The following is a 20,673-nucleotide window of genomic DNA, read 5'->3' as shown; positions in this document are numbered from 1 at the left end:
TCTTTCACCATGAAGCAAAAGAGATTATTCGGTATTAGCCCCGGTTTCCCGGAGTTATCCCAAACTATAGGGTAGGTTGCCCACGTGTTACTCACCCGTCCGCCGCTAACGTCAAAGGAGCAAGCTCCTTTTCTGTTCGCTCGACTTGCATGTATTAGGCACGCCGCCAGCGTTCGTCCTGAGCCAGGATCAAACTCTCCATAAAAGAAATTTGATTAGCTCAAATTGTTTTGCTGGCATCATGTTTGATGTCCAAAATTTTTGTTTTGTTCACTAGCAAAACTAGCTACTTAAAACTTTATTGATTACGTTTTGCTTGTTCAGTTTTCAAGGTTCATTTACTAGTTACACTAAGTAACTTTTTATAATTTAACATAATGTTAACTCGTTGTCAACTGTTTATGTTAATATTTTTCAAGTTGTTCGTTTATTTCGTAACAACGTGTTTAAATATATCATCATAAATTTAAGTTTGCAAGTGTTTCATTAAAGTAAAACTATTCGCATTATTTAAAACCGAGTTTCTTCTATATAAATGTAAAAATAATAACTTCTTTTATTTTGGATCAACTCAATAAAAAACACCTTTAATTGTTAGCAACTTACTAACAATTAAAGGTGTCTGTTTAACTAACGTACCCAAATGAAGTATGCAAGGAAAACAAAGAATAGACCATACATCATTGGGTGAATTTCTTTTTTACGACCTGCTAATAACATTGTAATTGGGTAGAATACAAAGCCGATTGCAATACCAGTAGCAATTGAATAACCAAGTGGCATCATTAATACTGTAAAGAATGCAGGTACTGCTATTTCGAATTTGTCCCAATCAATTAAGCGTAAGGACGATACCATTAGTACCCCTACGATTACTAAAGCTGGAGCAGTAACTGCTGGTGTTACCACTGCAAGTAATGGTGAGAAGAATAATGCAACTAAGAACAGTACTGCTGTTACGACTGCTGAAAATCCTGAACGAGCGCCTGCAGCAACTCCAGAAGTTGACTCTACGTACGCTGTTGTTGTTGACGTACCAAATAAAGAACCGATAGTTGTTGCTAGTGCATCTGCCATTAAGGCACGTCCTGCACGCGGTAATTTATTATCTTTTACTAAACCTGCTTGTGTCGCTACAGCCATTAAAGTACCAGCTGTATCAAAGAAATCAACAAACAAGAATGTTAACACTACTACTAAAAACTTCACGTTAAATAATGTACCGAAGTCACCAAGTGGTTCTAGTGCTACCATGAATGTAGAATCTACACTTGGAATAGCTGATACAACGGCTGTCGGAGGATCAATGATACCTGTGATCATCCCAATAACTGCCGTAATCACCATTCCTAAGAAAATACCGATACTGCGCAATTTAATAATAAGAATAACTGAAAGAATAATTCCGAATACCGCTAATAATGTAGCGCCTGTGAAACTTCCTAAAGTGACTAAAGTAGCTGGGCTATCGACAATGATCCCTGCTCCTTGTAAACCAACAAAAGTTATAAATAAACCAATACCTGCAGAAACTGCATATTTAAGTTGTACTGGTATAGCATTAATAACAGTTTCGCGGATACCAGTTAAAGATAAAATAATAAAGATAATCCCTGAGAAGAACACGCCTGTTAAACCAGTTTGCCACGGAATACCGTATGCTCCGACTACAGTAAATGCAAAGAATGCATTTAACCCCATCCCAGGAGCAAGTGAAATCGGGAACTTCGCGAAAATCCCCATAATCAAAGAACCGACTGCTGCTGCTAATGCTGTTGCTACGAAAACAGCACCTTTATCCATTCCTGCATTTTCTAGAATACCTGGGTTAACAGCTAGAATATATGCCATTGCAAGGAAGGTTGTAATACCGCCTATTATTTCGCGGCGATAATTAGTTCCTAATTCATCGAACATGAAATATTTTTTCATTATCAAAAAATCCTCCGTGTGGTCGTCTTCAATATCGAAAACAAAAAAGACACGCTGACTACTCTACTAGTCGCATGTCTACGATATATTTCATCACAATTAGTGTGTGAAACAAATTAGTGTTTATACATTTATGTATAAACCTAAATCGTAGTCAAGTTATTTACGGTAACTTGGTAGAAACTCACGGGCCTTATCCCCGACATTATACGACGACGTATTTAATTTACATTCGTAATATATCATTTCGTTTTTTAGATTTCAACCCCATTTCCGAACATTTTTCTAAAAAGAAATACGAAAGTTCGTGTAAAATTCTTATTTAATGTTCAGGTTCTATTAAATGTATTACTAAAGAGGCTTTGTACTGAACATTTCAGCAATTAGTTTAAAGAAAAAATCCCCTAGAAATTCTAGAGGATCCTTCTTTTGAACGTATGTTTTAACTCATCACTTTACTTTGCAAGACTTGAATTCTTTTTTCTAATTTTTCTTTCCAATCTTCTGCTAATGCATCTACTGCTTGTATTTGTTTCATAGCGATTGCATCATTGTTTTTGAAGTACACTTCATTGCAATACAAAACAGAGATACGTGCAGGATGCTTTTCTACAAGCTCAATTGTTGAATCTGCACAGATTGTCCCTTCTTCAAGTACACGCGCAAGGAAACCTGTATAGCCTGTTTCGATTAAACGTTTGAGTAATGTGTTTGCCTCGGTATATCTATCAATCGTACTACATGGAATACGTCCCTGTGTAATTTGAATGACAGCATCTCCAATTTTATAAATATCACCAATACACACATCTGCTTCTAACATATTTGTTACGGTTAAATTTTCGCCAAATGCAGCAACGGGTAACGTTTTTCCAAGTTCCTGTTCCCATTGTATGTAATGCTCCGCAGGATATAAACAAACTGCTCGATCAGGGCCACCGTGATGTTTTTTATCTGCCACATCATCCCCTTCAAAGCCTTGAGAGGACAAATAAACTTCTTGCACTCGTTGCTTTTCAATCCCTGTAATCATTGAACGTCCTTTACTATCAACCAATTCTTTTGGCATCCCAACCGTTAATGTATGAATCATTGGTTTATTTTTCTCCATTTAAATCCCCCCTAATCTGAATAGTATAATTTCTTGTGCATTCATTTAGTTTACTACATACAACACTTTACCAGCAATTGTTGCAGTTGAGATACTTCATTAAGCCATAAATTCAGAAGGAAATAAATCAAAAAAAGCCCTAAAAACCTCTCAGGGCTTTTAGGGCTTTTGCTATTATTCCCACTCAATCGTTGCTGGTGGCTTAGATGTAATATCATACAGCACGCGGTTCACGTGTTTTACTTCGTTTACAAGGCGGACGGAGATTTTCTCTAGTACATCCCAAGGAATACGTGCCCAGTCAGAAGTCATACCGTCGATAGATGTAACGGCACGGATACCGATTGCATAGTCATACGTACGAGCATCGCCCATTACACCTACTGAACGGATATCAGGTAATACCGTAAAATACTGCCAAATGTCACGATCAAGGCCAGCTTTTGCGATTTCTTCGCGTAGAATGAAATCAGATTCGCGAACGATTTCTAATTTTTCTTCTGTTACTTCACCAAGCACACGGATACCTAATCCAGGACCTGGGAACGGTTGACGCCAAACGATTTTTTCGTCTAGTCCAAGCTCTAAGCCTAGCGCACGTACTTCATCTTTAAATAAAGTTTTCAGTGGCTCAATTAGTTGGAATTGCATATCTTCAGGAAGACCACCAACATTATGGTGTGATTTGATTGTTTGTGCAGTTGAAGTACCAGATTCAATAATATCTGTGTAAAGAGTTCCTTGTGCTAAGAAATCCATACCTTCAAGCTTAGATGCCTCTTCATCAAATACATAAATGAATTCATTACCGATAATTTTACGTTTTTTCTCTGGATCAGAAACCCCAGCAAGTTTGTCCATGAATCGTTTACGTGCATCAATTTTAATAAGATTCATGTCAAAGTCTTCTGTGAATGTTTTCATTACTTGTTCAACTTCGCCTTTACGGTTTAAGTTGTGGTCTACGAACATACAAGTTAATTGATCGCCTATTGCTTTATGGATTAACACCGCTACCACTGATGAGTCTACACCACCAGAAAGTGCACATAATACTTTTTTATCGCCAACGATTTCACGAATTTTTGCAATTTCAAGCTCAATGAAGTTTGCCATTGACCAATCGCCTTTCGCTTCACAGATGTCGAATACGAATTGACGTAATAGATCATTACCATATACAGAGTGACGTACTTCTGGATGGAATTGTACAGCATATAGTTTACGTTCAACGTTTGCCATTGCAGCAATCCGACAAGATGCACTAGTTGCGATGACTTCAAATCCAGCTGGAACTTCTGTTACATGGTCACCATGGCTCATCCAAACGATTTGTTCTGTAGGTAATTCACCAAATAATTTGTTTGGTGTTGTTACTTGAATTTCGGCTTTACCATACTCGCGTGTTTCAGCACCTTCAACTTTACCGCCGTTTGTATGGGCCATTAATTGCATACCATAGCAAATACCTAAAATCGGTAAACCTAATTCGAAGATAGCTGGATCCACATGAAAGGCATTTTCATCATAAACAGAGTTTGGACCACCTGAGAAAATAATACCTGTTGCGTTCATATCTTTAATTTCTTCTGCAGTTACCGTATGTGGATGTAATTCACTGAAAACACCAAATTCACGAATACGACGTGTAATTAATTGGTTAAATTGGCTACCGAAGTCTAGTACAACGATTTTTTCTTGCTCTTTTAATAAAGGGCTAGCTGTCAAAATTTCCACCTCTTCTATTATTTTTAAAGGATTTTTCATGTGTTCAAAGAAAAACGCGAAGAAAGTAAAAAAACTTTCTACGCGTTCATAAGCTCTAGAATATTGATAAAGGCGAATGCGTAGCAAAGTAAAGTGATTTACTATACTTTTCACCTAACGAAAACATCCGCCTTCATAGAGAAATCATTTAAGGTGATTTCGTAGAAACATCCGAACCCTATTATCGAACTTATATGAAAGCAATCCTTGCATTTAATTTTTTTCATTTTACTCTTTGTCTACGTTAAAATCAACTGATAGTGCGATTGATTAAATATTCCCAACTTTCTTTCAGCTTCACAAAATCAACATCTTCTTTGTCTTTCCCATAAATATGTTGCTCGTAAACTACCGTCAGCTTTTGCATTTCATCTGTTTCTAATGCTGAATCTACACGCTCTGCGAATGCACTTAACGTTTCTCCATCTTTTCTGCGCAAACCAATACGGGATAATTGCTTCAGTAAAACATGGTAGGAAGAATCGAAATTTGACCAATCCGCTACTTTTTTACGGTATGCTCGAACATGCATCTTAGGAATCCACGTTTTACGCTGTAAGAATAAAGAAATACCTGTGATTATTAATATTACAACAATTATCACCCAAACATAGGCAAACTTTTTCATCCATAACCACATTGCATCAAAGCTAAATGTTGATTTTGTCTGTTCCTTCTCGGTTACCTGTTCTTGTGGTTGTGGCTGCTCGGGTTTTCGTTCTGGCTGCGCCACTTCCTCCTCATCAGACGTATCTAACGGAATATCATAATCGATGTTAACATTCCCAGAAAAGCCGATTGTAGGCTCAAACTCCATCCATCCCGTTCCAGGTATAAAAGCTTCTACCCATGAGTGCGCATTGTCATTCGTGATGCGATATTCGCGTAATCCATCTGACACAGGTCCTGCAGTCCCAGGTGCAAAGCCTTTCACCCATCGAGCTGGGATTCCTACTGAGCGTAAAAGTACCACCATTGAAGTGGAGAAATTATCACAATATCCAACTTTTGTATCGAACAAAAATTGATCGACATAATCCTGATTTTCACCAGGAATGGCAGCTTGCGTTTTATCGTACTTAAAACCATTTGTTCTAAAATAACTTTCTACAGCCTTAATTTGTTCATAAACCGTATCTTTCTTTTGCGTTATTTCAGACGCTAAGTCCCTTATACGCTGAGGAAGTTGGTTAGGTAACTGCAAAAATCGATCAAAGGAAGAATCCATTGTTTCAAGTGTTGCTGGATATGACAATTGGAGCTGCTCCATACTATAAACAGGCTCACTGTAAGACAATGAATAGTTTGATAATGATTTCGATTCCCCTACCTGTTGTTCTATATTCATTTTTTCAGTCTGCTCATCTTGAATAAATAAAGTGGAATCTTGAGCCGAAACAGAAAGCATACCATATGTTTGAATTAAAAATGGCATTGGAACAGCAATATCTAATTGAATCTGACGTTCACTTTCGGGCGGCCCTACTTGTAAAGAAGTCAGAATGGGTGTATTTGACTCATAAACATTTTTCCCAAAGTTCCCCTCTGAAACAATCCAACCTTTTGACGTATACGTATCTTTTGTTTCAATACGCCAATAATGACGATCACGGGAAGAGGCAGTGAATATTAAAGTATTATCTCCTTGGAACGGACCACCTAACTGACTATCATCCTGGCTATAACCAACTGATTTTTGACCATTACCATTTCCGTCTTGTCCAGTAACCCCTTGGATAAACGGCACCGGATCTGCCCATGTTGGCCCAGTCTTTGGTAAAAAGTATGCTACAGAACTAACGAGTAATACAGATACTAGCATGGGAATAACAATTTTCCATTTCTCCATTACCGTACTTGTAGTTTCTACTTGAAGCCATAGGCGCTTGACAAAAAGAACACCTGTCATGATTAATCCCAAAACAACAACTTTTACAATTGCCGCTTTACCGTCATAGTCACTAAATGTATCCAAAGTAGCAATAAAGAATACGGTCATGGCAAAGAAGTAGAATATATTTTTTCGCACCGAAACCCAATGGTGAATTAAATAGACCAGCATCCAAATCAATACAAGAAATAACACTGTTCTGAAAACATCTGAAACCTGTCCAAAGTCACCTGTTAGAATCGTGGCCATGTTCCCTCTCCATTCAGCCAATAAAAAAGGCAATGTATCACCAGATAATACAGGACTAGGGCTATAGATAAAAACGACAAACCAGGTAATATAACCAAACTTCACTAATCCTGATAATAAAGGATGTACGCGGAAAAGACTTAGCGCTAAAGACATACCGATAAACACTAAGAAAAGATGCATCCCACCTGTATTCGTTAATTGCATAATGGGAATAAGCCATTCACGCAAAATGAAAAATACAATAACATAAGCTATGGCTAATTCTAAAAATTCTCCTAATGATTGCTTCACGGTCTTATCACCTCCGTGAATAAATGATAGAAATCTGCTGGATTTACATAAATAACTTGTATATGTTTATACCGCATCGCAAGCTCAGATTGCACTGGTTGCTGCTTTGCCACTACAAAACAAATACAGCTTTTCACTATATTCGCAAGAGTATGTAGGAATTCATCTGAAACATCACTTGTCACATAAAGCAGTGTTGCAACTTGTTTAAAGGCTTGTTGGTCATGAAATCGAAACTTGACATTCTCTGTAGGTTTTATCGCAGCTAAATGATACATGACTTGATCTAAATGCTTGTCACCCTGTATAGCTGGGAATACTTTCGTCATTGCTCCAGCAGAAATAAATGATAAATCTCCTCGTTCCTGAACGATCATTTGTAGCATTGAAGCTACTAACTCTACTTTTTCTTCAAACATCGAGGATTTTGTAGCGTCTAGCACTAACATTAGTTCAGATGATTGTCGATCCTCAAATTCCTTAGACTGTAACTTTTGTGTACGTGCAAATGATTTCCAATGAATCCACGAAAAACGATCTCCTGGAACGTACTCTCGTAATCCAACAGCCATCGATGTGTCCTTCACAATAGAGTATGGAGACATCATCAAGCCAACATCATATTTTGTTTGAAGCGCAGCATATTTCATCTCTTGTACTCTTGGGTAAACTAAAATAGTTTGGTCCTTTTCTGCTACGACAACCTTTTTAGCCCAGCCAAAAAAATCATAGAAAACAATTGTAACACCTAGGTAACGATGTTCACCACGTGGCATATTTTCCAATTCATATTGCCAGCTAAAGGTTTTTTTAAATCCAACGAACTTAATGGCATTCGCATTTTGTATTTTAGCTTGCACTAATCCCTCACTATCCACAAGTTCCTCCATTACGATATAGGCAAATGGAAAACGTGTTTTACGTTCTATCGTAATAAGCACCTTCGCTGATTGACCTCGTTCTATATGAATCGGGTCAATCTTGCGTTCGATTAGTAAAATATCTTCTCTAACGACAAAGAAAATGAATGCATATACTAAAAATGGGCTAACCGTAAAAAATACAAACCAGCTCACAAACCCACCTTGGAACATTGCATAACAAAATGTTATGATCATCAAGAAAGCGATTAATAGGAAATGTTTACTTTTTTCTACAAAAGCTTTCCATTGCCTCATTGTTCTGCAAACCTCTTTGTCGGAACTGGTGTTTTAGCAATGATCCGCTGGATAATTTCGTCTGCTGTCACGTTATCATAGCGTGCATCTGGTTTTAAAACTAAACGATGATTAAAAACAAATGGCACTAAATATTGAACATCATCAGGGGTAACATAGCTTCGTCCTTTTAAAAATGCGTAAGCTTGAGAAGCTTTCATTAGCGCTATTGTGGCACGTGGACTCACACCTAAATAGACATAATTATTTTCTCTTGTTAGGGTAGCAAGCTCCACCATATAATTTTTAACAGAATCTTCTACATACACACCTTGAACAAGTTCCTGTAATTCGATTAATTGCGCTACCGATAATACTGCTTCGATTTTTTCAATGGCTTTACCATTCTCAGCTCTTCGTAAAATTTCAACCTCTTGCCCCCTAGATGGATAGCCCATTTTTATCTTTAAGAGAAATCGATCTAGTTGTGCTTCAGGTAAAGGATAGGTACCTTCATGTTCAATCGGGTTTTGTGTAGCCATCACAAAAAATGGCTGATTGATCATCAGCGTTTTCCCATCAATTGTAACAGAAGCCTCTTCCATCCCCTCTAACAACGCTGATTGAGTTTTCGGTGACGTTCGGTTAATTTCATCGGCTAATACAACATCCCCCATGATTGGCCCTGGACGAAATTCAAACTCCATTGTTTTGGGATTATAAATAGAAATACCGACTACATCTGATGGCAATAGATCTGGCGTAAATTGAATACGCTTAAATTGTGCATCAAACGATTTTGCAAGTGCTCGCACCATCATTGTCTTTCCTACTCCAGGTACATCCTCCAATAAAACATGTCCCCTTGCTAATAATGCGACAATACTGAGCTCAGCAACTTCTCTTTTACCAATCATTACCTTTTCTATATTTTCTAAAACATTCTGTATTTGAGCATTCATTAATCGAAAAGCCTCCCATTCCATCAAGCAATTGTGTGAATTGCAAGCAAACTTAATCTAAGCATAGCGAAATCTGTCTTGTAAAACAATTATCTGAAACTTCTACTTCCTACGAACATTCATAAAAAAGGCTTGTTTGATAACATCCAAACAAGCCTAATCCTTATTATATAACGTCATTAACCATTAGAATGTTACAAATTCAATCTTTTTAACCATATTTCTTCTAAAGATGTAGAATTTTCTTGCAAGAAAATTTCAGATATCGCCCCAGAAATGATAATTTCACCTTCATGTAAAACTAATACATCATCTGCTATTTCTTCAGCAAAAGATAGCAAATGAGTAGAGAAGATAACGGTATTGCCTTTTTTCTTCTCCTCCAACATCATGTTTTTCAACTGTGCTATCCAAAAGGGATCTAGACCATTCGTTGGCTCATCTAAAATTAACAATGACCCGTTACCAAGTAAGCTCTGGGCTAGGTTTAGCCGTTGGAGCATCCCTTTGGAAAAGTGTTTAGCTCTTTGCTTCCGAACATCCCACAAGGAAACACGCTTCAGTACATTCTCTTGCTCATATTTATCTACTTGTTTTAAAGATGCCAACAGCTCTAATATTTCAGCTGCAGTTAGCATAGTTGGAAAGTTTACATCATCAGGCATAAAACGGATTGTTTGTGGTTGATGCCATATTATTTCACCAGATTGCTGTTTCTCTTGACCCGTTAACAAACGAATCAAAGTACTCTTTCCAGCCCCGTTTCCTCCAACCAATGCAAGAATTCGACCAGCTTGCAGCTGAAAGGAGGCTTCTTTTAATCCTCTATCATTTTCATAAACCTTAGCTACATTTTTTCCCTCTAACAGAATCATCGCCGCTCCCCCTCCTTTAACAGCTTCGTAGCAAGCATTAACGGTAGTACAATCCAGAGTATTGTTATTATTCCATACCCCACCTGACCAAGCGGTGATAAGTAAAACCTCGTTACATCATAAAAGGCTGGACCAAGCACACTAGCTTGATTACTAAATATAAAATAGCCGAAGCGCAGCCATTCTACTGGATTAATATGTATCGTTATGATGATGAGCTTTTGTAAAAGATGCCCTGAAACAACTGCACCTATCGCCATTAAAGCATAAGAAATGAGCAATAAAAGAAAGGACCATACTACAAGTGATAATGCAAGTGCAAATAATCTTGTTTTTGCAAATACCCCTAGCAAGATTCCTAAAGACACAAAGATAATAATACATAATAGCGTAAGAATAACTAAAACAATTGGTAACCGTACCCCACCTAGTAACCCACCTACGGTTAATACAAAACCAAATGCCACTACTATTACTAATAAAAACGCAAGTACCGTAGCTACATATTTGCCTGTAATATATTGCTTCCGCTTCATAGGGTATGTTTTTAATAACGATAACCAACCTGATTCTATATCACCAGCTATACTCATACTACCAATGGTGAGGATAAATAGCGGCAGCAGAAATAATAACACACTTAAAAATGATGCAGTTTGACGTGTAAAGCCTTCAATATCTGGTAAAGCCATTTGTTGAATGACGACTATGGCAACGAAAACAAACGCAAACAGAAAGGCTACTAGTTGCATCCATCGACTTCTTAAAATCTGCTTCAGCTCTATTTTTACAAACATCACTCATGAATCCCCCAATTCAATGTCAGCAAATCACGATAGGCAAATAGTTGACCTTCTTCTTCATCATTCATCCATTCTTTGGCTTCGTCTTTTGTAGCAAATGCAATAACACCATAGTTCATCGGCGTCCAATAATTTTTGTTGTACACATAAATCGCTTTATAAACGTCAATCCATTCATTCGTTGCTTTATTTTTAATATAGGCTGCTCCCACTTCACCATCGCCATTTAGCTCAATGTAATCCATTAAGCATCCAATATCATCAAAAATCTCATAGTCTCCATTTTTCAAAACAATTTGCCCTGCGTATTCATTATGAACAATACTCATATTACAAACTTCACAAACATCTGTTTCACTATTAATTTCACGTGGAAGGTATGTTTTTTCACCACAGCCTACTAAAATAACGCCACATATAATTACTATCATTATCCATCTAGTCACACTCGTATCCCCCTTTTCCAAAGCCATAAACTTCCCATAAACACGATAAAACCAATCACTAATTGTAAGATATTTAATGAAAACTCTATCTCTTTCATATTGCTCAGTAATTTTGGTTCATTATCTACCAGTAGATTTCGTTCTGTTTTATTAATCTGTTGATCTAGTGACGTCAGGATAACAACGCTTGGTGATGCCACAAAAAATTGATAAACCGGCTGTCTCACCATCCATTGTCCAAAACTTGACACAGCCACATATGGAACATCTCCAAAACCATCACCTGTAACATCTAGCCCTGTATAATCATCATAAAAATTATGAATTAAACGTAACCCCCGATTGTCTGACCTTGCTGTTAATATATTGCCTGTAAACTGATTATCCATAATGATTGAACGCTCATCGACTTTTGTACATTCTAATGCAGTTTGATTCATCTGAAAGCGATTTTCTTGTATTTGAATCACTGAACTCTTCTGCAACGCTACCCCTACACGATTATGTAGAAAGCTATTTTCTCTTACCATTGCCTCCTGTGTGTCATACATCATAAGTCCATAACTATTGAAGCCATTATGAGCACTAATTGTATTACTACTTATTTCTAAATTAGTAGTCATCATCACCATAAGACCTGTAACATTCTGTAAATATGTATTGAACAACACCTTCACATTACTTGAATACATAAAATGTGTTCCATAACGGCTATTTGTTACCTTGTTTCGCTGTACATCTATTCGCGTCCCTTCTTCAACATATATACCATCCTGGACTTGTTCGATCGTATTTTGATCGATCACGACATCTTCACTTTTAAAAATCGCAATTCCATTTCCTTTTTCAGCAAAGTGAGATTCATTTCCAATGATCCTATTTTCTAAAATTCGAATATGCCTTGATTGTTGAAGATATATACCAACTCGGATATCTTTTAGTTCAATAGCTCTTAGCTCTAAATTATCCGCCTCATTAGCAACAATTCCTTTATTTTTTGCTGTTATCCTTATATTTTCTATAGAAACATTCGATACATGTTCAATTTTTAATACAGGTTCATCATTTTGAGCATAAAGCTCAGTCCCTTTTTGTCCGTACAGTTTGATCGGTTTCTTCACCGTGAAATTCCCTTGGTAACGACCAGCAGGAATATGAATACTATCTCCAGCTTTTGCTTGATCGATAGCATATTGAATATCAAATTCTGCATACGCCGTTTGACTTGTCATGAGAAAAAATAAAAAGAACAACATGATTTGCTTCATCACTTTCCACCTCCTCATTCAGCAAGAAAAGACTAGAGGATTTCCCCTAGTCTATGATTTAATGACCGTGCCCTTCTTGATTCATCTCATTCGAATGCATAGAACCGGATGCATCTTTTTCATCCTCAGCCTTTTTTCGCATCATTTTCTTACGTCTCTCCAATGCATCATCTTTAATTTTTTGTAGTTCCTCCACATAAGCTTTCGAATTTTCTTGCATATATTTATCTGCTTCAGCCTTGTCCACGAAATAAATATAGCCCCAGTTCATCGGAGATTTCAGCTCTGTTTTTATAATTGTTACATCTTCAATCTTTGCCCAATCTTTCGACACAAAATCACGTACAAATTTTTCGTTTTTTTCTTCATTAGCAACCTCTGCATTTAATAAACAGCCAATATCGTCATAAAAAGCGATTGTTCCATCTTCTTTTATTGCCTGTGCTGAAAATACACCCATATCATGGTCTTTCATATAAACTTTCATATTACACATTTCACAAGTTGTCTCTTCTTCTGGCTCTTGTAACCGTGTATCTACTAATGAAGCAACTTGCACGGTTTCTGATTCATTTTTCGTAACTTCTTGCTCAATTTCCGTTTCTTCTACCTGTTTTTTTTCGCTACCACAAGCTGCAAGTACAAATAATAATATTAGTGCAGGTAACCATAATTTTTTCACAACTTTATCCTCCAAGTTTAGTTTTTTGTTGCCACCTCCTACATTACAGATTAGTTGTGAAATTAGTTAAAAATCGCTGTGAAGAAATGGAAAAATTACCTTGAACATTCCATGAACATCTTCACTTCAAATATTTTGATTTTAGTACTTTCATTTACTTCCCCTCAAAAATAAAAACTCTCCACACTGATGTGGAGAGTTTGGCTTATATGGAAGAACGGTAACTATTGAGACGCTTCTTTTGTTTGTTTAAACGACTGAGCTTTAATGCCGTCTCATTTAATTCACGGCGAATTTCCAAATCACTAGCGCTATCTATATGGATAGGTGTAATCGGTTGCTGCTGTTGTGAATTAACAGAAATAGTTGTTGAATTGTACGTCTTCTCTTTATTTTTTTGTAATCTATTCCGAAATTGCTTTTGTGGATTTTGCCCAAAGTTATGGCTGAGATCACCAGCATGTAAATACTGTTGTTCCTGCCGAAAAACACTACTTGTCGTTGCACTCACTCTAGAAGTCCTCATAAAAAGTTACCCTCCCCTACATTTTATTATCCTTATAGGTAATTATATCGACATTATATGCTGACAATTAACAACATAGAACCATAATACATAAAAAAAGAGCGAAAAGAGCTATTTTTAAAAGTGAAACCACTTTCTTTATAACCCTTTTCGCTCATCTTACTTCCAAAAATCATCAAATATTGTAATTGGCATATGACGTTTATGTTGGGAACGCAAATAATACCCTTCTAATCTTTGGCGAGGTTCTTCTGGAATTTCTTTCCCCTCTAAATAATCATCTATTTGATCATACGACACACCTAGCGCCACTTCGTCTGGCAATGAGGGACGATCTTCTTCTAAGTCTGCTGTAGGCACCTTTTTATAAAGATGCTCAGGGCATTGAAGTTCTGCTAACAATTGCTTTCCTTGTCGTTTATTTAAACGAAAGATTGGCATTAAGTCTGCTCCACCATCACCAAACTTTGTATAGAAGCCTGTAATAGCTTCCGCAGCATGATCTGTTCCTAATACAACCGCTCCATTCATTGCAGCAATTGAATATTGGACCTTCATACGCTCACGAGCCTTTTCATTCCCTTTCACAAAGTCATTCAGCTCAACCCCCGCATTTGTTAGAGCTCTCACACTAGCATCCACTGCGTCTTTTATATTTACTGTATAAACCTTCGTTGGCTTTATATAATCAATGGCATCTTGGCAATCCTGTTCATCAGTTTGTACGCCATACGGTAATCGTACAGCGAAAAACGAATACTTCATTTCTCCCTCTTCTGCATTTAATTCATCAATAGCCAACTGCGCTAGTTTTCCTGTTAATGTTGAATCTTGACCACCAGAAATACCAAGAACAAAACCTTTTACAAAACTATAGCGTTTTGCATATTCCTTTAAAAAATCAATTGATTTACGTATTTCCCTCTGTACATCAATGTTAGGCAGTACGCGTAATTCCTCAATAATTTGTTGCTGTAAAGTCATTGCACCCGTCACTCCTTTTTACATTCGTTTAACCATCGCATGCACTTCTTCAATATTACGCATCTTATTATCCCAGCATTTTTGACTGAGATCGACCGGATATTCTTCAGGATTCATCGCACGCTTATATTCATCCCACAACAGCTCTAAATTCTCCGCCGCGTAATCACGCATTTCCTCTAATGTAGGGTTTTGATAATTGATCGCTCCATTTTTAATAACATGCTGATGTAAATTTTTTGCTTCAAAATTTGTGACAAACTTTGAGACAAACGTATGAATCGGATGGAACATTTTGATACGTTCCTCAGCTTGAGGATTTTCATCGTGCATTGTGATGTAGTCTCCTTCTGCCTTTCCATTCTTTTTATCGATAATACGATAGACATTTTTCAAGCCTGGCGTTGATACCTTTTCCGCATTAGCTGAGATTTTTATTGTATCTTCAAGTTGCCCTTCGCTATTCTCGATAGCCACCATTTTATATACTGCACCTAACGCAGGCTGGTCGTAAGCTGTAATAAGCTTTGTACCAATTCCCCAAACATCCACTTTTGCTCCTTGAGCTTTTAAATTTAAGATGGTGTATTCATCTAAATCGTTTGAGACAATGATTTTGGCATCATGGAAGCCTGCAGCATCCAACATACGACGAGCTTCTTTTGATAAGAAAGCAATATCGCCGCTATCTAAGCGTATGCCAATAAAGTTAATTTTGTCTCCTAGCTCTTTAGCTACTTTAATTGCAGTTGGCACCCCTGATTTCAATGTATTATAAGTATCTACCAAAAACACACAATCGCGATGACGTTTTGCATAAGCATGGAATGCATCATAATCATTTTTATAAGCTTGTACTAATGCATGGGCATGTGTACCAGAGACAGGAATTTTAAAAAGTTTACCTGCTCGAACATTACTTGTGGAAGCAAAACCACCGATAAACGCGGCACGCGTTCCCCAAATAGCAGCATCCATCTCTTGTGCACGCCTTGTACCAAATTCCATTGCCACTTCATTTTTAATAATTTGCTTGATACGGCTAGCCTTTGTAGCAATTAATGTTTGATAGTTAACAATATTAAGTAAGGCTGTTTCAATTAGCTGCGCCTCTACTAATGGAGCTTCAATTCGGACGATTGGTTCATTAGCGAAAACAAGTTCCCCTTCTACCATGGAATACATTTCTCCAGTAAATCGGATGTTCTTTAAATACTGAATAAAGTCATCTTTATAACCTACTTCATCACGTAAATACGCAATATCCGATTCACTAAAACGAAAATCACGTAGATAATCAAGCATTCGCTCTAACCCAGCAAATATGGCATAGCCATTACCAAAAGGTAATTTTCTAAAATACAATTCAAAAACCGCTTTTTTATTATGTATGCCATCCGCCCAGTAGGATTCTGCCATATTGATTTGATATAAGTCTGTGTGTAGCGCTAAGCTATCATCTGCATAGTTTGATCTCAAAAGAAACCCCTTCTTCCGCTTTGATAATTAGTCCTAGTATACACTATATACCCAAATTCTTGCGTATTACATTCCCTCTTGTAGATGTTAGGTTTTCTAACATAAATAGTCAGAAAATTTAGAACTGTACACATTTTAGACACAAATTTTAGTACCGCTTTCATTCCCTATATAAAAACCTTTTTTCTAAAATACTTCGAGACTGGAAATATTTTATGTAAACTAACCTTACATAGAATTCAAAAAAACAATTGCACTGTTTTTAATACCGTTTTAACATGTAAATTAAATTTACGCAAGGAGCTGGTACTCATGAAAAAAATTGAAGCAATCATTCGTCCTGAAGTTTTTGGAGCTGTTCGGGATGGTCTTGCACAGGAAGGAATTGCAGGGTTAAGCGTTTCTGAAATCGCTGGTTGTGGTCGTCAGCTAGGTCGAACAGGACTCTTCCGCGGCAATACGTATGAAATTGAATTTTTACCTAAATTAAAATTAGAAATGATTGTAGACGATGGCAAAGTTGATGCCATTGTAGAGATTTTATTGCGTGAAGCAGCAACCGGTAAAGTTGGGGACGGGAAGATTTTCATTTATCCAGTAGAACAAGCAATTCGTATCCGAACAAAAGAAGTCGGATCGATTGCAGTAGAATAAAGGGGGCGATATAGATGGATGAAGTACTATTATCTGTTAATTTAATTTGGGTGATGCTTGGCACTATTTTAGTATTCTTTATGCATGCAGGTTTTGCTATGGTTGAGGCTGGATTTACCCGCTCAAAAAATGCAGTCAATATCATCATGAAGAATTTTCTTACCATTTCTCTTGGTGGAATCGTCTATTTTTTATGTGGCTATGCCATTATGTTCGGAGACTCAGTAGGTGGCATTTTCGGCACAAGTGGCTTTGCTTTAAAAGGAGTAGATGATCTTTCTTTCTTTATCTTCCAAACGATGTTTGCTGCAACTGGAGCAACTATTTTATCGGGGGCTGTTGCAGAACGTACTAATATTTTCGCTTATGTTGGAGTTATTATACTTATGTCTTTAGTTGTTTATCCTGTAGTAGGCCACTGGGTTTGGAGTGGTCAAGGTTGGTTAACAGATTTAGGTTTTGTTGATTTTGCTGGCTCGACAGTTGTCCACTTAACAGGGGCTGTTGCAGCATTTGTGGCAGCAGTTATGGTTGGACCTCGACTAGGCAAATATGAAAATGGGCGAGTAAATGTTATTACAGGACACAGCATTCCATTAGGTGCATTAGGCGTATTTTTACTTTGGTTTGGTTGGTTCGGCTTCAATGGCGCTTCTACATTAGCAGCTGATCCAGAGCTAGTTCCTAGTGTTATTGCTAATACGTTTTTTGCAGCTGCAGCTGGTGTCGTTGCCACTGCTTTCTATACAAAATTTCGATACGGACATATCGATGGCTCTCTTACATTAAATGGTGCATTAGCTGGGCTTGTAGGGATTACTGCTGGTGCAGCGAATGTCAGCATTTTTGGCTCACTTATCATTGGTTTAATCGCTGCCCCTTTACTTGTGGAAGGTGTACGCTTCCTAGAGTGGAAGCTAAAAGTTGATGATCCTGTTGGAGCAATTGCTGTTCATGGTATTTGTGGTATTTGGGGAACACTGGCAGTTGGACTATTTGATATTGGTGGGCAAGGCTTATTTTATGGTGGGGGTTTTGGTCTATTAGGTATTCAAGCAATCGGCGTTATTGCAACTATTGCTTGGGTTAGTGTATCAGTAGCTGCAGGTTTATTGATCATCAAAGCATTTGTCCCATTACGAGTAACAGCTGAAGAAGAAATTGCTGGATTAGATGTAATGGAACACGGAACGCCTGCCTACGAATACCAAGATATTTTCAAAAGCTCCGCTGTGCGAGGCGAAACCTTCGCTCATCGTTTAACACATTTCGGTAAAACGCAGAACAATGTTCAAGAAGAACAACATGTATAGCTAGTTCATCTGCTCCTTTATCTTTGGATAATGGGGCAGATTTCTTTTGGTGCACTCCTACATGTGAAACTGTTCGTTTACAGAGAAAGAAGATTACTTTGTTTGAAGTGATCTAATCCATAGAAAAAGCGCTCTTTCCATTATTTCGCAAGAGACTAACATTTACCGCTTCACTCGTTCTATTCCTTCTCTAACTCAAGTAAAAATTGTTTCATAGCTAAGCCGCTTCTGAAGCCTGTTAATTGACCATTTTTGCCAATAACCCGATGACATGGAATAATTGCCAGGATTGGGTTTGCTCCAATAGCAGTCCCCACCGCTCGAACCGCTTTGGAATTACCAATGCGTTGAGCAATATTTCCATAAGTTGTTGTTGTACCATAGGGTAATTCTTTTAATGCATCCCACACTGCTAATTGAAATGCTGTCCCTTTCACATGAATTGGAAGATTAAATTCAATAAGTTCCTTCTTAAAATAGGCTGTTAACTGCTCTTTATATGGGAGCAACTTTTCTGAATTCTCTTCAAAACAATATCCTTTAAATGGTTTTATAGCCCACTCCTTTACTTCATCGAATGCTGCATTTGGTGTACCTATATAAACAAGTCCTTTGTCTGAAGCCACAACATACATATCGCCTTGTGCATATGTTAATGTATCGAAATACAATATTTCCATTCCCAAATCCCCTTCTTTCTTTTATTTCAACACCATCTTCCAGTCATTTCATGCTACAGTTATTTTACTGACTAAAGTAAAGGAGTTTCAATAGATGAATATGTTATATGAACCTGCCATTCACTTTCAACAAGTTCATTTTTCAGTAAATGACAAAATGATATTAAAGTCAATTACTGGGTCATTTCCGAAAGAGCAAATCACCACTCTCGTTGGCCCCTCTGGCGCTGGTAAAACAACATTACTTAAATTATGTAATGGCCTTCTCTCACCATCAAATGGGCATATACTCGTCGATAATCAACCTATTTCTACATATGATCCAACAGCTTTAAGAAGGCATGTTGGTATTGCTTTACAGGCAGCTCCTATGATAGCAGGTACAGTGTTAGAGAATCTTGCACTTCCCCGTACACTGCAAGGACAAAAACTTTTGCAGCAGGAGGCTATTCAATATTTAGAGGACGTTGGGTTAAACGAAAGCTTCCTGCATCAATCTACAAATGATCTATCAGGCGGACAACGTCAAAAGGTATCCATCGCTCGAACACTTATCAATAAATCCTCTATTTTATTATTAGACGAAATAACGTCTGCTTTGGATCGTCAATCCGTACAGGATATTGAAAAATTGATTGTCACCATTAACAAAAAATACAACGTTACCATGATTTGGATTACCCATAATTTGCAACAAGCGCTAACGATTGGTCACTATACATGGGTTATGATGAATGGGGAGCTCGTTGAAACTGGTAAAAGTTCATTACTCGATGCACCAACAAATCCACGTGTTGCCGAGTTTGTACAGGGGGTAAACAAATGACATATACAGCCTTATCACTGACATTAATTTTTGTTTGTATCCCTTTACTATTATCCAAAATATTAAAATTAGACCTTGAAAAAGATACGCTTATTGCAACATTACGCTCCATCATTCAATTGCTTGCTGTCGGCTATATATTAAAGTTTGTGTTTGATGCAAATAGTTATAGCTATATTTTACTGATGGTAGCACTAATGATTATCGTAGCCACGTTAAATGCACGAAAAAAAGGAGCAGGTATTAAAGGAATCACCTGGAAGATAGCACTGACTCTTGTCATGATAGAAATAATTACACAAGGTGTTTTGCTAGGCTTTCATATTGTTCCAGCAACCGCTCAGTATATCATTCCCATTAGCGGGATGCTAATTGGTAATTCCATGGTGCTATCCATTTTATTCTTAAATCGTTTTACAGCTGAAATTATTAACCATAAGGATCAAATGGAACTAATACTATCCCTGGGTGGCACACCAAAACAGGCTATTCATCGCCAATTAATTAATGCCATAAAAGCTAGTATGATTCCTACGATTGAGAGTCAAAAAACAATCGGGCTAGTACAGTTACCAGGTATGATGAGTGGTCAAATTATTGGGGGAGCCGACCCTATTCATGCAGTCCAATTTCAACTTTTAATTATCTTTGCTCTCTTAACTACTGCAACATTATCCAGCGTTATGATTGGCTTTTTAAGTTATCCTGCACTATTTAATGAACGTATGCAATTACTCGAAATGAAATAATTGTTAGGCTGAATGTAATATAGTT

The 20,673-nt window shown here is 37.3% G+C and carries 19 protein-coding genes, 1 rRNA gene and 2 riboswitches; of the genes, 4 read left to right on the top strand and 16 right to left on the bottom strand.

Annotated elements, in window-relative coordinates; translation table 11 throughout:
• The 15 genes from C7B89_RS01085 to C7B89_RS01015 form a co-directional block, all read right to left on the bottom strand.
• Positions 1-205 (bottom strand): 16S ribosomal RNA (locus tag C7B89_RS01085); the annotation flags it as partial.
• A gap of 425 nt (positions 206-630) precedes the next feature.
• Positions 631-1,932 (bottom strand): NCS2 family permease, encoded by a 1,302-nt coding sequence (locus C7B89_RS01080; RefSeq protein WP_004230532.1) that lies wholly within the window; start codon positions 1,930-1,932, stop codon positions 631-633.
• A 131-nt stretch (positions 1,933-2,063) separates the two neighbouring features.
• Positions 2,064-2,165: riboswitch (purine riboswitch) on the bottom strand.
• Positions 2,166-2,374: 209 nt separating this feature from the next.
• Positions 2,375-3,043 carry an MOSC domain-containing protein gene (locus tag C7B89_RS01075; protein WP_103118861.1) on the bottom strand — a complete coding sequence of 223 codons (669 nt, stop codon included), beginning with the start codon at positions 3,041-3,043 and terminating at the stop codon, positions 2,375-2,377.
• Between the two features lie 174 nt (positions 3,044-3,217).
• On the bottom strand, positions 3,218-4,771 hold the full coding sequence (gene guaA / locus C7B89_RS01070) for a glutamine-hydrolyzing GMP synthase (protein WP_115673006.1): 1,554 nt from the start codon (positions 4,769-4,771) through the stop codon (positions 3,218-3,220).
• A 155-nt stretch (positions 4,772-4,926) separates the two neighbouring features.
• Positions 4,927-5,028, bottom strand: a riboswitch (purine riboswitch).
• Positions 5,029-5,060: 32 nt separating this feature from the next.
• Positions 5,061-7,244, bottom strand: a complete 2,184-nt coding sequence (locus tag C7B89_RS01065; protein ID WP_115673005.1) for a DUF4129 domain-containing transglutaminase family protein — start codon at positions 7,242-7,244, stop codon at positions 5,061-5,063.
• Entirely contained in the window at positions 7,241-8,422 is a 1,182-nt protein-coding gene (locus C7B89_RS01060) for a DUF58 domain-containing protein (protein WP_103118862.1), read from the bottom strand. The genes C7B89_RS01065 and C7B89_RS01060 overlap by 4 nt, the downstream gene beginning before the upstream one ends.
• Positions 8,419-9,363, bottom strand: a complete 945-nt coding sequence (locus C7B89_RS01055) for an AAA family ATPase (protein ID WP_048395021.1) — start codon at positions 9,361-9,363, stop codon at positions 8,419-8,421. The genes C7B89_RS01060 and C7B89_RS01055 overlap by 4 nt, the downstream gene beginning before the upstream one ends.
• Before the next feature lie 194 nt (positions 9,364-9,557).
• Positions 9,558-10,238 carry an ABC transporter ATP-binding protein gene (locus tag C7B89_RS01050; RefSeq protein ID WP_103118863.1) on the bottom strand — a complete coding sequence of 227 codons (681 nt, stop codon included), beginning with the start codon at positions 10,236-10,238 and terminating at the stop codon, positions 9,558-9,560.
• Complete coding sequence (locus C7B89_RS01045) at positions 10,235-11,035, bottom strand: ABC transporter permease (protein WP_054548854.1); 801 nt, start codon at positions 11,033-11,035, stop codon at positions 10,235-10,237. The genes C7B89_RS01050 and C7B89_RS01045 overlap by 4 nt, the downstream gene beginning before the upstream one ends.
• Positions 11,035-11,487: a nitrous oxide reductase accessory protein NosL gene (locus C7B89_RS01040; RefSeq protein ID WP_231595734.1), complete on the bottom strand. Its 453-nt coding sequence runs from the start codon at positions 11,485-11,487 to the stop codon at positions 11,035-11,037. The genes C7B89_RS01045 and C7B89_RS01040 overlap by 1 nt, the downstream gene beginning before the upstream one ends.
• Positions 11,484-12,755 carry a right-handed parallel beta-helix repeat-containing protein gene (locus C7B89_RS01035; RefSeq protein ID WP_241489960.1) on the bottom strand — a complete coding sequence of 424 codons (1,272 nt, stop codon included), beginning with the start codon at positions 12,753-12,755 and terminating at the stop codon, positions 11,484-11,486. Before C7B89_RS01035 ends, C7B89_RS01040 begins: the two co-directional genes overlap by 4 nt.
• A gap of 58 nt (positions 12,756-12,813) precedes the next feature.
• Entirely contained in the window at positions 12,814-13,437 is a 624-nt protein-coding gene (locus C7B89_RS01030) for a nitrous oxide reductase accessory protein NosL (RefSeq protein ID WP_115673009.1), read from the bottom strand.
• Between the two features lie 205 nt (positions 13,438-13,642).
• On the bottom strand, positions 13,643-13,963 hold the full coding sequence (locus C7B89_RS01025) for a hypothetical protein (RefSeq protein WP_048395004.1): 321 nt from the start codon (positions 13,961-13,963) through the stop codon (positions 13,643-13,645).
• Positions 13,964-14,122: 159 nt separating this feature from the next.
• Positions 14,123-14,947 (bottom strand): ammonia-dependent NAD(+) synthetase, encoded by an 825-nt coding sequence (gene nadE, locus C7B89_RS01020; RefSeq protein ID WP_054548856.1) that lies wholly within the window; start codon positions 14,945-14,947, stop codon positions 14,123-14,125.
• Between the two features lie 18 nt (positions 14,948-14,965).
• Entirely contained in the window at positions 14,966-16,426 is a 1,461-nt protein-coding gene (locus C7B89_RS01015) for a nicotinate phosphoribosyltransferase (protein WP_081010935.1), read from the bottom strand.
• 312 nt (positions 16,427-16,738) lie between these two features.
• On the opposite strand from C7B89_RS01015, the gene C7B89_RS01010 reads away from it, so the two are divergent.
• Both C7B89_RS01010 and C7B89_RS01005 read left to right on the top strand, forming a co-directional pair.
• Positions 16,739-17,080: a P-II family nitrogen regulator gene (locus tag C7B89_RS01010; protein ID WP_016995352.1), complete on the top strand. Its 342-nt coding sequence runs from the start codon at positions 16,739-16,741 to the stop codon at positions 17,078-17,080.
• A 14-nt stretch (positions 17,081-17,094) separates the two neighbouring features.
• Positions 17,095-18,393, top strand: a complete 1,299-nt coding sequence (locus tag C7B89_RS01005) for an ammonium transporter (protein ID WP_016995351.1) — start codon at positions 17,095-17,097, stop codon at positions 18,391-18,393.
• Between the two features lie 179 nt (positions 18,394-18,572).
• Here the strand turns inward: C7B89_RS01005 and C7B89_RS01000 are convergent, their stop codons facing one another.
• Positions 18,573-19,073 carry a methylated-DNA--[protein]-cysteine S-methyltransferase gene (locus C7B89_RS01000; protein WP_115673004.1) on the bottom strand — a complete coding sequence of 167 codons (501 nt, stop codon included), beginning with the start codon at positions 19,071-19,073 and terminating at the stop codon, positions 18,573-18,575.
• Between the two features lie 94 nt (positions 19,074-19,167).
• Between C7B89_RS01000 and C7B89_RS00995 the strand changes: the two genes are divergently transcribed.
• Together C7B89_RS00995 and C7B89_RS00990 are read left to right on the top strand one after the other, a co-directional pair.
• Positions 19,168-19,899 (top strand): ABC transporter ATP-binding protein, encoded by a 732-nt coding sequence (locus C7B89_RS00995; RefSeq protein ID WP_115673003.1) that lies wholly within the window; start codon positions 19,168-19,170, stop codon positions 19,897-19,899.
• A complete protein-coding gene (locus C7B89_RS00990; protein ID WP_066038126.1) occupies positions 19,896-20,648 on the top strand; it encodes an ABC transporter permease in 753 nt (250 codons plus the stop codon). The genes C7B89_RS00995 and C7B89_RS00990 overlap by 4 nt, the downstream gene beginning before the upstream one ends.
• Positions 20,649-20,673: the final 25 nt, after the last annotated feature.

Origin of the sequence: Lysinibacillus capsici (assembly GCF_003367505.1) — a bacterium.
Taxonomy (GTDB): domain Bacteria; phylum Bacillota; class Bacilli; order Bacillales_A; family Planococcaceae; genus Lysinibacillus; species Lysinibacillus capsici.
This window is presented reverse-complemented; position numbering and strand designations above follow the sequence as displayed.

Excerpts from the sequence above, each read along its gene's own strand:
- C7B89_RS01080 (WP_004230532.1), bottom strand. The coding sequence starts at position 1,932 with ATGAAAAAATATTTCATGTTCGATGAATTAGGAACTAATTATCGCCGC.
- C7B89_RS01075 (WP_103118861.1), bottom strand. The coding sequence starts at position 3,043 with ATGGAGAAAAATAAACCAATGATTCATACATTAACGGTTGGGATGCCA.
- C7B89_RS01060 (WP_103118862.1), bottom strand. The coding sequence starts at position 8,422 with ATGAGGCAATGGAAAGCTTTTGTAGAAAAAAGTAAACATTTCCTATTA.
- C7B89_RS01055 (WP_048395021.1), bottom strand. The coding sequence starts at position 9,363 with ATGAATGCTCAAATACAGAATGTTTTAGAAAATATAGAAAAGGTAATG.
- C7B89_RS01050 (WP_103118863.1), bottom strand. The coding sequence starts at position 10,238 with ATGATTCTGTTAGAGGGAAAAAATGTAGCTAAGGTTTATGAAAATGAT.
- C7B89_RS01045 (WP_054548854.1), bottom strand. The coding sequence starts at position 11,035 with ATGTTTGTAAAAATAGAGCTGAAGCAGATTTTAAGAAGTCGATGGATG.
- C7B89_RS01035 (WP_241489960.1), bottom strand. The coding sequence starts at position 12,755 with ATGAAGCAAATCATGTTGTTCTTTTTATTTTTTCTCATGACAAGTCAA.
- C7B89_RS01025 (WP_048395004.1), bottom strand. The coding sequence starts at position 13,963 with ATGAGGACTTCTAGAGTGAGTGCAACGACAAGTAGTGTTTTTCGGCAG.
- nadE (WP_054548856.1), bottom strand. The coding sequence starts at position 14,947 with ATGACTTTACAGCAACAAATTATTGAGGAATTACGCGTACTGCCTAAC.
- C7B89_RS01010 (WP_016995352.1), top strand. The coding sequence starts at position 16,739 with ATGAAAAAAATTGAAGCAATCATTCGTCCTGAAGTTTTTGGAGCTGTT.
- C7B89_RS01005 (WP_016995351.1), top strand. The coding sequence starts at position 17,095 with ATGGATGAAGTACTATTATCTGTTAATTTAATTTGGGTGATGCTTGGC.
- C7B89_RS01000 (WP_115673004.1), bottom strand. The coding sequence starts at position 19,073 with ATGGAAATATTGTATTTCGATACATTAACATATGCACAAGGCGATATG.
- C7B89_RS00995 (WP_115673003.1), top strand. The coding sequence starts at position 19,168 with ATGAATATGTTATATGAACCTGCCATTCACTTTCAACAAGTTCATTTT.
- C7B89_RS00990 (WP_066038126.1), top strand. The coding sequence starts at position 19,896 with ATGACATATACAGCCTTATCACTGACATTAATTTTTGTTTGTATCCCT.